Annotated in this window: 11 protein-coding genes, 2 tRNA genes and 1 pseudogene; 13 read left to right on the top strand and 1 reads right to left on the bottom strand. The window is 68.6% G+C overall.

The window, feature by feature from the left end:
• Positions 1-4: 4 nt before the first annotated feature.
• The 7 genes from BJ971_RS32565 to BJ971_RS32535 are packed head-to-tail and all read left to right on the top strand — an operon-like array spanning position 5 to position 7,637.
• Positions 5-2,257, top strand: a complete 2,253-nt coding sequence (locus tag BJ971_RS32565; RefSeq protein WP_184996964.1) for a CHAT domain-containing protein — start codon at positions 5-7, stop codon at positions 2,255-2,257.
• Positions 2,254-3,567 carry a tetratricopeptide repeat protein gene (locus BJ971_RS32560; protein ID WP_184996963.1) on the top strand — a complete coding sequence of 438 codons (1,314 nt, stop codon included), beginning with the start codon at positions 2,254-2,256 and terminating at the stop codon, positions 3,565-3,567. The genes BJ971_RS32565 and BJ971_RS32560 overlap by 4 nt, the downstream gene beginning before the upstream one ends.
• Entirely contained in the window at positions 3,564-4,520 is a 957-nt protein-coding gene (locus tag BJ971_RS32555; RefSeq protein WP_184996962.1) for a tetratricopeptide repeat protein, read from the top strand. Before BJ971_RS32560 ends, BJ971_RS32555 begins: the two co-directional genes overlap by 4 nt.
• Positions 4,521-4,528: 8 nt before the next feature.
• Positions 4,529-5,461: a tetratricopeptide repeat protein gene (locus BJ971_RS32550; protein ID WP_184996961.1), complete on the top strand. Its 933-nt coding sequence runs from the start codon at positions 4,529-4,531 to the stop codon at positions 5,459-5,461.
• The gene (locus tag BJ971_RS32545; RefSeq protein WP_184996960.1) at positions 5,458-6,630 is read left to right on the top strand and encodes a tetratricopeptide repeat protein; all 1,173 of its coding nucleotides are present in this window, start codon (positions 5,458-5,460) and stop codon (positions 6,628-6,630) included. Before BJ971_RS32550 ends, BJ971_RS32545 begins: the two co-directional genes overlap by 4 nt.
• 49 nt (positions 6,631-6,679) lie before the next feature.
• Positions 6,680-7,117, top strand: a complete 438-nt coding sequence (locus BJ971_RS32540; RefSeq protein WP_184996959.1) for a hypothetical protein — start codon at positions 6,680-6,682, stop codon at positions 7,115-7,117.
• Position 7,118: 1 nt separating this feature from the next.
• Complete coding sequence (locus BJ971_RS32535) at positions 7,119-7,637, top strand: P-loop nucleotide/nucleoside kinase family protein (protein ID WP_184996958.1); 519 nt, start codon at positions 7,119-7,121, stop codon at positions 7,635-7,637.
• Between the two features lie 916 nt (positions 7,638-8,553).
• Here the strand turns inward: BJ971_RS32535 and BJ971_RS32530 are convergent.
• Positions 8,554-8,624: transfer RNA gene (locus BJ971_RS32530), tRNA-Gly, on the bottom strand.
• Positions 8,625-8,766: 142 nt separating this feature from the next.
• Here BJ971_RS32530 and BJ971_RS32525 point away from each other — a divergent pair.
• The 6 genes and pseudogenes from BJ971_RS32525 to BJ971_RS42720 all read left to right on the top strand — a co-directional run bounded on the left by BJ971_RS32525 (position 8,767) and on the right by BJ971_RS42720 (position 13,905).
• A tRNA-Pro gene (locus tag BJ971_RS32525) sits at positions 8,767-8,840 on the top strand.
• Positions 8,841-8,880: 40 nt separating this feature from the next.
• Complete coding sequence (gene tig / locus BJ971_RS32520) at positions 8,881-10,230, top strand: trigger factor (protein ID WP_184996957.1); 1,350 nt, start codon at positions 8,881-8,883, stop codon at positions 10,228-10,230.
• Between the two features lie 205 nt (positions 10,231-10,435).
• Positions 10,436-11,065, top strand: a complete 630-nt coding sequence (locus tag BJ971_RS32515; RefSeq protein ID WP_184996956.1) for an ATP-dependent Clp protease proteolytic subunit — start codon at positions 10,436-10,438, stop codon at positions 11,063-11,065.
• 12 nt (positions 11,066-11,077) lie between these two features.
• Positions 11,078-11,734 carry an ATP-dependent Clp protease proteolytic subunit gene (locus BJ971_RS32510; protein WP_184996955.1) on the top strand — a complete coding sequence of 219 codons (657 nt, stop codon included), beginning with the start codon at positions 11,078-11,080 and terminating at the stop codon, positions 11,732-11,734.
• Between the two features lie 232 nt (positions 11,735-11,966).
• Entirely contained in the window at positions 11,967-13,259 is a 1,293-nt protein-coding gene (gene clpX / locus BJ971_RS32505) for an ATP-dependent Clp protease ATP-binding subunit ClpX (protein ID WP_184996954.1), read from the top strand.
• Positions 13,256-13,905 (top strand): annotated as a pseudogene (locus BJ971_RS42720) (GNAT family N-acetyltransferase). Before clpX ends, BJ971_RS42720 begins: the two are co-directional and overlap by 4 nt.
• The last annotated feature ends 34 nt before the right edge of the window (positions 13,906-13,939 follow it).

The following is a 13,939-nucleotide window of genomic DNA, read 5'->3' as shown; positions in this document are numbered from 1 at the left end:
GACGATGGAACAGTTCGAGATGGAGATCTTCGAGCAGACCTCCGACTACTCCGAGATCCGGCTTTCGCACGGTGACGCGCTGCGGACCCGTGGCCTGGACCGAAAGGCGATCGACGACCTCATCGAGGTCGTCGGTCGCATCTATGCCGAGGATTCCCTGGCGCAGCGCGTCTTCGGCGCGGCGCAGCTGCGTGAGCTCGGCAAGCGGCTCTATCACTTCCTCGACGGCGACGAGCGGTGGCTGAGCGAGGTCTCCGGCGACCCGCGGGGTGTGGTCCTGCGGATCTCCGCGGAGGCGCGGCTGCGGCACCTGCCGTGGGAACTGGTCGTCAAGGACGACGTCCACCTCGCCGTCAACGAACGGACCCCGCTGCTGCCGATCCGGGCGTGCAGCGCGATCGCGGCCGTCGCCGATGAGGTCAAGGCGCACAACCGGCCGCTGCGAGTGCTGTTCATGGCCGCGTCGCCCGAGGGGGTCGAGCCGGTCCTGAGCTATGAGGCCGAGGAGTCCGGGATCCTGACCGCGACCGCCGACACCGGCACGGATCTCGTGGTCGAGGAGAGCGGGACCCTGGAGGGGCTCCGGTTCACCGCGGAGTCGTACGGCGCGGGCTACTTCGACGTCCTTCACCTGAGCGGCCACGCCACGATCCACGAGGGTCAGCCCAAGTTCCTGGTCGAGAACGAGCTCGGCGGTCCGGTCCTGGCGTCGGCCGACGAGATCGCCCGCGCGATGGTCGGCCAGTGGCCGCGGGTGGTGTTCGTCTCGGGATGCCTCACGGGCAGCGCCGCCGGCGGCGGAACCATCCCCTCGATGAGCGAGAGCCTGGTCAACTCGGGTGCCCCGGTCGTGCTGGGCTGGGCTCTGCCGGTCGGCGACGTCTCGGCCACCATGTTCGCGACCTACCTCTACCGGGCGCTCGCCGCCGGGCAGCCGCTGGACCTGTCCGTGGTGCGGGCCCGCCAGCAGCTCTACGGCGAGCAGAGCCGCAGCTGGCATCTGCTGCGCGTCTACGCCGACAAGTCGCCGCTGACGCCGATGGTGACGCCGCTGAACACCTCCGGGCGCGGGCGGATCAGGGTCCGCCACGCGGCCGACGAGTTCCTCGACCCGCAGACGCAGATCTCCCGGGTCGCCTCGCGCACCAACTTCGTCGGGCGCCGGCGGGTGATCCAGCGCTGCCTGCGTACGCTCAAGCAGCCCCTCGGCACGCCGGGCGCCGCGCAGGCCCTCGTGCTTCAGGGCATGGGCGGTCTGGGCAAGAGCACCCTCGCCTCGCGGCTGCTGGAGCGCATGCCGACACACCAGCGGGCGGTCTGGTTCGGCCGGGTCGATCTCACGAAGTTCCGGGAACTGACCTCGAAGGTACGGTTCCAGAGCCTCGACCAGCAGATCGAGGCGGCCGCGGTGCTCGCCAAGGACGAGGTCGACCTGTCCGTGCGGCTCACCTACCTGTTCGACGGACCGCTCGGACAGCTGCCGTGCCTGCTGGTCTTCGACGACTTCGAGCAGGGCAACCTCGAGGAGCGCGACGGCGGCTACGTGCTCTCGCCCGAGATGGCGCAGATCCTCCCGGCCCTGCTCAAGGCCATCGACGAGACCAACAGCCCGAGCCGGGTCATCATCACCAGCCGCTACCAGTTCCCGGCGCCACCCGGGGTGACCCTGCGCGTCGAGGCGCTCGAGACGTTCACCGACGTCGAGCAGGTCAAGAAGGTCGCGAACCTGCCGAACCTGCGCCCACAGTCCGTCATCCCCACCGCCGTCAAGGAACGGGCGGTCGCGGCCGCCAGCGGCAACCCCCGGCTACTGGACTGGCTCGACCGGATCATCCCCGACACCACCCTGGACGTCGACGGCCTGATCGCCGCCATCGAGAACGAGGCCGACAGGTTCCGCCGGGAGAACATCTTCGCGCAGAAGCTGCTCGGCACCCAGCCGATGGAGCTCCAGAAGATGCTGGCCCGGCTCAACGTCGTCGAGCTGCCGATCCCTTCCGCGACCGTCTTCGCCATCCAGGATCATCCGGAGGCGGAGACCCACGTCAGGAGGGCCGTCCAGCTCGGCCTGCTCGAGGAGGGCACCGACCCCGAGACCAACGAGCCGCGCTACTTCGTCTCCAACGTCCTGCGGCCCCTGATCAGGCCGCTCATCACCGACGACGAATACCGCGAGGCCTGCGCCGCCGCGGCTCGATCGCTCTACCAGATCTGGGTCACGGCCGAGCCGGCCGTGGACGCTGAGCCGGAGCCATGACGTCGACGGCCCGGCTCGTGGAGGTGCACCGCCTGGCGGTGGCGGGCCACGAAGCCGGGATCGCGCGTCACGTGGGAGAGCGGGTCGGCCGTGTGTGGCTGACCCGGTCGCGGTTCGCCGACGTGATCCGGCTTTCCGAGCAGACCCTGACCCTGGGGGAGGACGGCGCCGCGTTCTATCACCTGGGGTGGGCGAAACGCGTCACCGGTGTCCCGGCGGAGGCACTGGCCGCCTATGACCGCGCGCTGGGCCTGTTCCGGGCCGCCCAGGAGCGCGGAAATGAGGCCGCCACGTTGAGCAACATCGGCAACGTCTATCACGGGTTGGGTGATCGGCAGCGGGCGCTGAACTATTACGAGCAGGCCCTGCCGATCAGGCGGGAGGTCGGTGACCGGGGTGGTGAGGCCTCCACGTTGAACAACATCGGCCACGTGTACGACGGTTTGGGTGATCGGCAGCGGGCGCTGGACTACTTCGGGCAGGCCCTGCCGATCATGCAGGAGGCCGGTGACCGGGGTGGTGAGGCCACCGCGTTGAACAACATCGGCCACGTGTACGACGGTTTGGGTGATCGGCGGCGGGCCCTGGACTACTACGGGCAGGCCCTGCCGATCGTGCGTGAGGTCGGTGACCGGGGTGGTGAGGCCTCCGCGTTGAACAACATCGGCCATGCCTACGACGGGTTGGGCGACCGCCCGCGAGCGGTCGCCTACTACGGGCAGGCCCTGACCATCGTGCGGGAGGTCGGTGACCGGGCGGGTGAAGCCACCGCGTTGAACAACATCGGCGGCGTGTACGCCGAGCTGGGTGAGCACCAGCGGGCGCTGGACTACTTCGGGCAGGTCCTGCCCATCGTGCGGGAGGTCGGTGACCGGGCGGGTGAGGCCGCCGCGTTGAACAACATCGGCAGCGTGAACGACAGGATGGGCGACCGCCGGCGGGCGCTGGACTACTACGGGCAGGCCCTGCCGATCCTGCGTGAGGTCGGATTGCGGGCGGGAGTGGCCGCCACGTTGAACAACATCGGCGGCGTGTACGCCGGGTTGGGTGATCGGCAGCGGGCGCTGGACTACTTCGGGCAGGCCCTGCCGATTCGCCGGGAGGTCGGTGACCGGGCCGGTGAGGCTGTCACGCGGTTCAGCACCGCCATGGTCTACCGCGAGCTGGGCGAGCTTGACCGGGCCGTCGCCGAGCTGGAGCAGGTCGTGGAGCTGGACCGGCTGGTCGGCCACCCCGACCTGGAGTCCGACACCGCCGTTCTCGAGCGTGTCCGCCAGGAACAGGCCGGATCGATTCCGGGCCCGCGATGACGTCGATCGCCCAGCTGGTGGAGGTGCATCGCCTGGCGGTGGCCGGCCGCGAGGCCGGGATCGCGAGTTCGGTGGGAAATCTGGTCGGTCGAGTGTGGCTGGTCCGGTCGCGCTTCGCCGACGTGATGCGGATGGCCGAGCTCACCCTGACGCTGGGCGATGACGCCGGCGCCTACTACGACCTGGGATGGGCCAGGCAGGTCACCGGTTACCCGGCCGAGGCGCTGGCCGCCTACGACCGCGCGCTGACCCTGTTCCGGGCTCGCCAGGAGCGGGTGAACGAGGCCGCCGCGCTGGGCAACATCGGTGCCGTGTACGACGGTTTGGGCGACCGGCAGCGGGCGCTGGACTACTACGGCCAGGCCCTGCCGATCCAGCGGGAGGTCGGTGACCGGGACGGTGAAGCCGCCACGCTGGGCAACCTCGGCCACGTGTACGACGGGCTGGGCGACCGGCAGCAGGCGCTGGACTACTACGGGCAGGCCCTGCTCATCGTCCGGGAGGTCGGGAACCGGGCCGGTGAAGCCGTCATGTTGAACAACATCGGCCTTGCGTACAACGGACTGGGCGACCTGGAGCAGGCGCTGGACCACTTCGAGCGGGCGCTGCCGATGCGCCGTGAGGTCGGCGACCGGGCCGGTGAAGCCGTCACGCTGAACAACATCGGCCTGGTGCACGAAGGGCTGGGCGACCTTCAACAGGCGCTGGACTACTTCGGCCAGGCTCTGCCGATTCGCCGCGAGGTCGGTGACCGGGCCGGTGAGGCCGTCACGCGGTTCAACATCGCCATGATCTACCGCCGCTGGGGTGAGCTGGGCTGGGCCGTCGACGAACTGGAGCAGGTCGTGGAGCTGGACCGCCAGGTCAGCCACCCTGACCTGGAGTCCGACACCGCGATGCTGGAGCAGGTCCGCCAGGAACAGGCGGGAACGGTTCCGGGGGCCGAGCCGTGACGGCGTCGATGGCTCAGCTGGTGGAGGTGCATCGCCTGGCGGTGGCCGGACGCGAAGCCACGATCGCGCGCACGGTGGGTGACCGGGTCGGTCGGGTGTGGCTGGTCCGGTCGCGGTTCGCCGACGTGATCCGGTTGGCCGAGCAGACCCTGGCGCTGGGTGAGGACGCCGGCGCCTTCTACGACCTGGGCCGGGGCAGACAGGCCACCGGTTTCCCGATGGAGGCGCTGGCCGCCTACGACCGCGCGTTGAGCCTGTACCGGGCCGCCCAGGAGCGCGGGAACGAGGCCGCCACGTTGAGCAACATCGGTGGCGTGTACGCCGGGTTGGGTGACCGGCAGCGGGCGATGGACTACTTCGGGCAGGCCCTGCCGATCTTCCGGCAGGTAGGTGACCGGGCCAACGAGGCCGTCACGCTGAACAACATCGGCAGCGTGTACGACGGGCTGGGCGACCCGGAGCAGTCGCTGAACCACTACGGCCAAGCCCTGCTCATCGTCCGGGAGGTCGGGAACCGGGCCAGTGAAGCCACCGCGTTGAACAACATCGGTTTCGTGCACGCCGGGCTGGGCGACCGGAAGCAGGCGCTGGACCACTTCCTGCAAGCCCTGCCGATCCGCCACGAGGTCGGCGATCGGGCCGGTGAAGCCATCACCCTGAACAACATCGCCCTGGTGTACGACGGGTCAGGTGATCCTGGGCGGGCGCTGGAGTACCTCGGCCAGGCCCGCGCGATCCTGCGGGAGGTCGGTGACCGGGCCGGTGAGGCAGTCACGCTCTACAACATCGCCATGATCCATCGCCAGCTGGGCGAGCTGGGCCGGGCCGTCGCCGAGCTGGAGCAGGTCGTGGAGCTGGACCGGCAGGTCGGCCGCCCCAATCTGGACCGCGACACCGCCATGCTGGAGCTTGCCCGTCAGGAGCAGACGAGATCGCGATGACATCGGTGGCGCGGTTTGTGGAGGTGCATCGCCTGGCGGTGGCCGGCCAGGACGCGGCGATCGCGCGGGTTGTCGGTGACCGGGTCGGTCGCGTGTGGCTGGCCCGGTCGCGGTTCGCCGACGTGATCCGGCTGGCCGAGCAGACCCTGACCCTTGGCGAGGACGCCGCCGCCTACTACCACCTGGGTTGGGCCAAACAGGTCACCGGATTCCCGGCCGAGGCGCTGGCCGTCTACGACCGCGCGCTGGGCCTGTACCGGGCCGCCGGCGACCGCGGGAACGAGGCCGCCGCATTGAGCAACATCGGCGGCGTGTACGACGGTTGGGGCGACCGGCGGCGTGCGCTTGACTACTACGGCCAGGCCCTGCCGATCCTGCGGGAGGTGGGTGACCGGGCCGGTGAGGCCGCCGCGTTGAACAACCTCGGCCACGTGTACGACGGACTGGGTGAACTACAGCAGGCGCTGGACTATCTCGGGCAGGCCCTGCCCATCCGCCGGGAGGTCGGTGACCGGGGCGGCGAGGCTGTCACGTTGAGCAACATCGGCCACGTGTTCTCGGTGGCGGGCGACGCGCAGCGGGCGCTTGACTACTACGGCCAGGCCCTGCCGATCCTGCGGGAGGTCGGCGACCGGGGCGGCGAAGCCACCACGTTGAACAACATCGGCCGTGTCTTCGACGGGGCGGGCGACCGGCAGCAGGCGCTGGAGTACTTCGGGCAGGCCCTGCCGATCCTGCGGGAGGTCGGGAACCGGGCCGGTGAAGCCACCACGTTGAACAACATCGGCCACGTGCACCACGGCCTGGGCGATCGGCAGCTTGCGCTGGGCTACTACCGGCAGGCGCTGCCGATCGTGCAGGAGGTGGGTGACCGGGTCGGCGAGGCCGTCAGCTTGAACAACATCGGCGGCGTGTACGACGGGTTGGGCGACCCGCAGCAGGCGCTGGACTACTACGGCCGGGCCCTGCCGATCCGCCAGGAGGTCGGCGACCGGGCCGGCGAGGCCGTCACGCGGTTCAACGTCGCGATGATCTACCGCCAGCGGGGCGAGCTCGACCGGGCCGTCGCCGAACTGGAGAAGGCGGTGGAACTGAACCGGCAGGTCGGCCACCCTGACCTGGAGTCCGACATAGCCATGCTCGAACAAGTCCGCCGGGAACGAGGGTGATCGGTCCCCGTCCTGGACCGCCGCATGTTGCCCATGATCGGATGCTGGGATGGAGCTCACCAAGCAGTTCAGCGACGACCAGTACGCCGCGGCGCTGGAGTCATGGTCATGGCTGGACCTGCATGGCAAGACGCCCCGCTTCGCCTCACTGTTCGGCAACATCTTCCTGGAGGACGAACACGGCGCGTGGTGGTTTCTCGACACGCTCGGTGGAGAGCTCACGCCGGGATGGGCGAGCCGCGCCGAGCTGATCGCCGACCTGGAGACAGAGGAAGGCCAGGACCAGTACCTGTTGGGCGCGCTGGCAATGGCCGCTTTCCACCGGCGGGGCCTGAGCCTGAACGATGACGAGGTGTACGCCTACGCGCCGCCACCCATCGTCACCGGCAGCTTCAACGTCGACGAGATTCAGGTGTTCCGGTTCTCAGTGGTGGTGAACATCGCCGGGCAGCTCCACCAGCAGCTTCAACACCCGTCCGCGGACTGACATGGTCGATCGCCTGGTACTGGTGAACGGGTTGCCCGCGTCCGGCAAGACGACGCTCGCTTCACAGCTGGCCGTTCAGCTCTCTGTGCCTCTGGTGTCGAAGGACTCGATCAAGGAGCTGCTCGCGGATGCGTTCCCCTCCGCTGCCACGCCTTCGTTGGGTCGCATCGCGATGGAGACGGCATGGAGTCTGGTCGCCGAGATGCCCGGCACGGTGATCCTCGAGTCCTGGTGGTTCAAGCCTCGTGACCTGGGCCTCGTCAAGGCGGGCTTAGAGCATTGCTGCGCCCCGATGGTGGCCGAGATCTGGTGCGAGGTGCCGGCCGACGTCGCCCGCGAGCGCTTCGCGGCGCGTAGCCGGCCGGCGGTATATCAGGATGCGCGGCGGCTGGCGGCCTGCTGGGAGGACTGGGCGGCGCGCGCCGAGCCGCTGGGTGTCGGGCTGACCGTGCGGGTACGCACGGACCAGCCCGTCGACGTCGGCGCGGTAGCCGCGGCCGTCCTCGGCCGGGACCTCTAGGCAACCGTGGGTATCAACCTTGAGCAGTACGCGCGCCGAGTCAGTGAAGGACCCTGCTTCGTCTGCGGGTTCCTGGAGGGTCACCCCGACTACGGGCACAGCCGTATCCGAGTCTGAGACGTTTCCGTGGCAGCTATGACCGCTATCACACTCCCGGGCGACCAGGTCGCCGTCGCCCAGGCCTCCGTGCTCGCCCTGGTGCCGCGCAGACCTCGCGGGCGCACGCGCGGCGTCGAGCCGGCTGCCCAATTTCCATTCGGACGATGTCGGCACCTCCTTGTGGAACTGCGGTAGCACCTTGCCGATCGAAGCCAACGTGTTCGCGCAGGCCTGTGGGATCAGGACGAACCATGGGTCTGGGTCGGACGTGCAGGTGGCAGTGATCGTGCGCAACAGCCGATCGAGCGTCTACTACGCCGAAGCGGCAGTGCAAATAAACCGACCCGGCCCCCGTGGTCGGTGGGAGTGCCTGAGAGCAGGGGTCGCGGCGCACTCTTGGTCGGTGTGCTTCGGAGAGACCGTGTACGAGCCCAGCGACGTGTCCGTGCTCGAAGCGGGCGTCAACAGCACGTTCCTCTCCGTCATCTCGACAGCCGTGTAACGACCCGGACGTGCTGATCTTCACAGGGGCGAAGTGCCGCGTGCTGCGGTCGAGTTCCTCGGCAAGGCGGCCGGCTGGCGCGACGCGGTGGCGTCGGTCGGGCTGCCCGGCTGCCGCCTCCACGAACTGGGGCACACGGGGAACACCCTTGCCGCATCCTCGGGTGCGGGCACCCGGGGAGTAAGGCCGGCGGCCGGAGGAAGAAGGGCGAGCGGCCTGTGGGCTGAGCTACCGGCCCGCAAGATCATTTAGGTCGTTGGAACGACGAAGGCCCAGGTTCGGGATATGCTCCCTGACCTGGGCCTTTGTACTCCGAGCGGGCGACGAGAATCGAACTCGCGTAATCAGTTTGGAAGACTGAGGCTCTACCATTGAGCTACGCCCGCGTGACACCCCACTGCTGTGCGGTGCCGGGGTCAGCCTACTGAATGCCGCCGCGGCATGCGAACCCGATATCCCCCGCGTGGCGCACGCGGGTGACGCCGCGGCACACGACACGCGGTGGACCGCATACACTTGCCGTCGCCACGGGGTGTGGCGCAGCTTGGTAGCGCACTCGCTTTGGGAGCGAGGGGCCGTGGGTTCAAATCCCGCCACCCCGACTTCACCAACACACGAAGAGATCCATCAAGGAGTACGCCTGTGAAGAGCACCGTCGAGACTCTGAGTCCGACTCGGGTGCGGCTCGCCATCGAGGTGCCGTTCGACGAGCTGAAGCCCAGCCTGCTGAAGGCGTACCGTGAGATCGGTTCTCAGGTCCAGATTCCGGGCTTCCGCCGGGGCAAGATCCCCGCCGCGGTCATCGACCAGCGCGTCGGCCGGGGCACGGTCCTCAACGAGGCCGTGCAGGAGGCCATCCCGCAGCAGATCCTGGCCGCGGTGCGCGAGCACGACGTCAAGACGCTGGGCCGCCCTGAGGTGGAGATCACCGAGTTCGCCGACAACGAGCCGCTGAAGTTCACCGCGGAGGTCGACGTCCGTCCGGAGATCACCATTCCGGACCTTTCGGGCATCACGGTTGAGGTTCCGGCCGTCGAGATCGGCGACAGCGAGATCGACGAGCAGATCTCCGGCCTGCGTGAGCGCTTCGCCACCCTCAAGACCGTTGACCGCCCGGCGGCGGAGGGCGACTACGTCCAGCTCGACCTGCGGGCGACGGTCGACGGCGAGGAGGTGCCCGGCGGCTCCGCGACCAACATCTCGCACGAGGTCGGCAGCAAGCAGCTTCTCCCGGGCCTCGACGACGTCCTCGTCGGCCTGGTCACGGGCGCCGACGCCACGTTCACCACGCAGCTCGTCGGCGGCGACTTCGCCGGCCGCGACGCCGAGGTGGCCGTTACGGTGCGTAGCGTCAAGGACAAGCAGCTGCCCGAGATCGACGACGAGTTCGCGCAGCTGGCGAGCGAGTTCGACACCCTCGACGAGCTCAAGGCCGACCTCAAGGAGCGGCTGAGCAAGGTCAAGAAGGTCGAGCAGATCTACGCCGCCCGCGACGAGGCGCTCAAGCAGCTCGTCGAGGCCGCCGACATCCCGGCGCCCGAGGGCATCGTCAAGGACGAGGTCGAGGGCCGCAAGCAGGCGATGACCGACCAGCTGGAGCGCATCGGCGCCAGCCTCGAGGACTACCTGACCTCGGAGGAGAAGACCGAGGAGCAGATCGACAGCGAGCTGACCGAGGCGGCCACCGAGGGCGTCCGGATCCAGCTGCTGCTCGACACGATCGCGGACGCGGAGGAGATCCAGGTCTCCGACGACGAGTTCGGCCACGAGATCGTGCACCGCGCGCAGCGCGCGCAGATGCAGCCCCAGCAGTACTACGACCAGCTCGTGAAGTCGGGGGCGGCCGCGGCCGTCTTCGGCGACGTGCGCCGCGGCAAGGCCCTGGCCAACGTCATGGAGCAGGTCACGATGAAGGACTCCGCCGGCAACACGCTCAGCCTCGACGACCTCCGCGAGGCCTCCGAGGACGAGCACGCCGGGCACAACCACTGATATCCGGGCGGATCGGCCGCCGCGCGCCCCTTGCGGCACGCGGCGGCCTACGCTTTTTTTCGGGTACGGAGGGAGCTGATGCGCTGTCAGCGAACACCTGCCCGAGCGGGAAGCTGATGCGGATGCGACCGGTTAGGTTGGTTCTACGACGGACAACCTGTCGGCCGGATCCCTCGGCCGACACAGTCAGCTGTGAAGGGCTGCCATGACCGATCTGCACATCCCTGCAAGTCCCACGCTGCGTGGTGACTCCCTCAGTGGCAACCTGGACGACTCGGTCTACAACCGCCTCCTGCGCGAGCGGATCATCTTCCTCGGCAGCGAGGTGACCGATCAGGTTGCCAACCGCATCTGCGCGCAGCTGCTCCTGCTCTCCGCGGAAGACCCCGAGCGCGACATCAACCTGTGGATCAACTCGCCGGGTGGTTCCGTCTACTCCGGCATGGCGATCTACGACACCATGCAGTTCATCGACAACGACGTCTCCACCGTGGCCATGGGCATGGCCGCGTCGATGGGGCAGTTGCTGCTCTGTGCCGGCACGGCGGGCAAGCGTTACGCGCTGCCGCACGCGCGGATCATGATGCACCAGCCGTCGGGTGGCATGGGCGGCACGGCCGCCGACATCGCCATCCAGGCCGAGCAGATGCTCTACACCAAGCGCATGTTCCAGGACCGGGTGGCCTTCCACACCGGCCAGGACCAGGCGCAGATCGAGGCCGACTCCGACCGGGACCGCTGGTTCACGGCGGAGGAGGCCAAGAACTACGGCTTCATCGACAAGGTGATCACGGGTGCCACACAGGTTCCCGAGGGCGCCGGAACGCTGAACTGAGGAGAGCTGACCATGACCGACCTGACGATGCCTCCCGGGTTCGCTCCGGTGCACAACCGCTACGTCCTGCCCTCGTTCGTCGAGCGCACGTCGTACGGCGTGAAGGAGTCGAACCCGTACAACAAGATGTTCGAGGACCGGATCATCTTCCTCGGCGTCCAGGTGGACGACGCGTCGGCCAACGACGTGATGGCCCAGCTGCTGACGCTGGAGAGCGCCGACCCGGACCGCGACATCCTGATGTACATCAACTCGCCCGGTGGGTCGTTCACCGCGATGACGGCGATCTATGACACGATGCAGTACGTCCGTCCGGACATCAGCACGGTCTGCCTCGGCCAGGCGGCCAGCGCGGCCGCGGTGCTGCTCTCCGGCGGCACCCCCGGCAAGCGGATGGCGCTCCCGCACTCGCGGATCATCATCCACCAGCCGGCCACCGAGGGCGGCTACGGCCAGGGCTCGGACATCGAGATCCAGGCACGCGAGATCATGCGCATGCGCACCCAGCTCGAGGAGATGCTCGCCAAGCACTCCAACCAGTCGGTCGAGAAGGTCCGCAAGGACATCGACCGAGACAAGATCATGACGGCCAGCGAGGCCAAGGAGTACGGCCTGGTCGACACCGTCCTGGCCACCCGCAAGAAGAGCCTCCAGAACGCCGGCGTCTGAGCCCAAACGTGTCATGTCGGGGGTCGGTCGGCGCGCGCTAGACTGACTGACCCCTGACACGCCCGTTTTGGGGGGTCGGAGAACTGCCCGTCAGCGGGTAACGTCGAGCCAGCAACCTCAGTAACGCGGGTCGGCAGACGATGAACTCTGTAGGACGTTGTTTGGCGACGAGGAAACCATCCTCAGGCCAGGGGCCGGCACAAGCCGGCCGATGAGCGCAGGGAGAACGTAGGTGGCACGGATCGGCGACGGTGGCGACCTACTGAAGTGCTCCTTCTGTGGGAAGTCCCAGAAGCAGGTCAAAAAGCTCATCGCGGGCCCTGGTGTCTACATCTGCGACGAGTGCATCGACCTCTGTAACGAGATCATCGAGGAAGAGCTGGCCGAAACCGGCGAGGTGAAGTGGGAAGAGCTTCCCAAGCCGATGGAGATCTGCCAGTTCCTCGACAACTACGTGGTCGGGCAGGAGCAGGCCAAGAAGGCCCTCTCTGTCGCTGTCTACAACCACTACAAGAGGATTCAGGCCGAGTCGGCCGGCGCGCCCGGAGGCGGTAGCGACGTCGAGGTGGCCAAGTCCAACATCATGCTCATCGGCCCCACCGGCTGCGGTAAAACCCACCTGGCGCAGACGCTGGCCCGCATGCTCAACGTCCCGTTCGCGATCGCGGACGCCACGGCGCTGACCGAGGCCGGCTACGTCGGCGAGGACGTCGAGAACATCCTGCTCAAGTTGATACAGGCCGCGGATTACGACGTGAAGCGCGCCGAGCAGGGCATCATCTACATCGACGAGGTCGACAAGATCGCCCGCAAGAGCGAAAACCCGTCGATCACCCGCGACGTGTCCGGCGAGGGCGTCCAGCAGGCCCTGCTGAAGATCCTCGAGGGTACGGTGGCGAACGTCCCGCCGCAGGGCGGCCGTAAGCACCCGCACCAGGAGTTCATCCAGATCGACACCACCAACGTGCTGTTCATCGTCGGTGGGGCGTTCGCGGGCCTGGACCGGATCATCGAGTCCCGGGTCGGCCAGGGCGGCGTCGGCTTCGGCGCACACCTGCGCTCGATCTCGGACCGCGACACGGACGACATCTTCAGCAAGGTCATGCCCGAGGACATGCTGAAGTTCGGCCTGATCCCCGAGTTCATCGGCCGGCTGCCGGTCATCACCACCGTGCGCAACCTCGACCGCGAGGCGCTCATCAAGATCCTCACCGAGCCCCGCAACGCGTACGTGAAGCAGTACCAGCGGCTCTTCGAGCTCGACGGCGTTGAGCTCGAGTTCGACACCGGCGCCCTCGAGGCGATCGCCGACCAGGCGATGCTCCGCGGCACCGGCGCCCGCGGCCTGCGGGCCATCATGGAGGAGGTCCTCCTCTCCGTGATGTACGAGGTACCCAGCAACCCCGATGCCGCCCGGGTGCTCATCACCCGCGAGGTAGTGGTGGAGAACGTCATACCGACGATCGTCCCCCGCGAATTCGTCGGCCGCCGCGCCCGTCGCGAACGCGAGGAGAAGTCGGCCTGACCGCACCGCACGGTCTTCCGGAGGTCCTGGCCCGGGTCGAGCACCACGAACGACTCCCGACGGACCCCTGGCTCGAACTGGTGTCTCCACCGTCGCCCCAACGGGCGGCGGTGGCGTCGTTTCCCGGCCATGTGGTCGTGGCCGCCGACGTCGACCGGCCCTGGGTCGACTCGTGGCTCGGCACCGGCGACAATCTCAGCGCACCCCTCTCGCCGAGGTTCCTCGGCGCCCTCGAGGAGCGGCTGCGCCTGGCCGCCGGCAACATCGACGCGGTCCTGCTCGCCCCGCCCGCGGCGGGGGAACCCGCTGTCCCGCTCACGCCGATCGCGGACAGTGACCACCCCCGGGTGGTCCGCGCGCGGGAATACCGCCAGGACGTACGGGCCTGGACGTGCGGATCCGCGGTGCTCGTCCTGGGCCGGGGACTGGCCGGGCGCTGGGAGGCCGCCGTCGAGGTGGCGGAGGACGCCCGCAACAAGGGGCTGGGACGCTCTCTCTCGCGGCCGCTGCCCGTCATCTGGTGCCGGAGGGTCGGCCGGTGTGGGCCCAGGTCGCTCCGGGCAACGCGGCGAGCCTGCGCGCCTTCCTGGCGGCCGGCTACGAGCCGGTCGGCGCCGAGGCCCTGTTCATGCCGCCGCCACGCTGAGCTCTGGTTTCTGGCGAGTGCTGTTGCCCGTACG

It is taken from the genome of Amorphoplanes digitatis (assembly GCF_014205335.1).
In the GTDB taxonomy this organism is placed as follows: Bacteria; Actinomycetota; Actinomycetes; order Mycobacteriales; family Micromonosporaceae; genus Actinoplanes; species Actinoplanes digitatus.
This window is presented reverse-complemented; position numbering and strand designations above follow the sequence as displayed.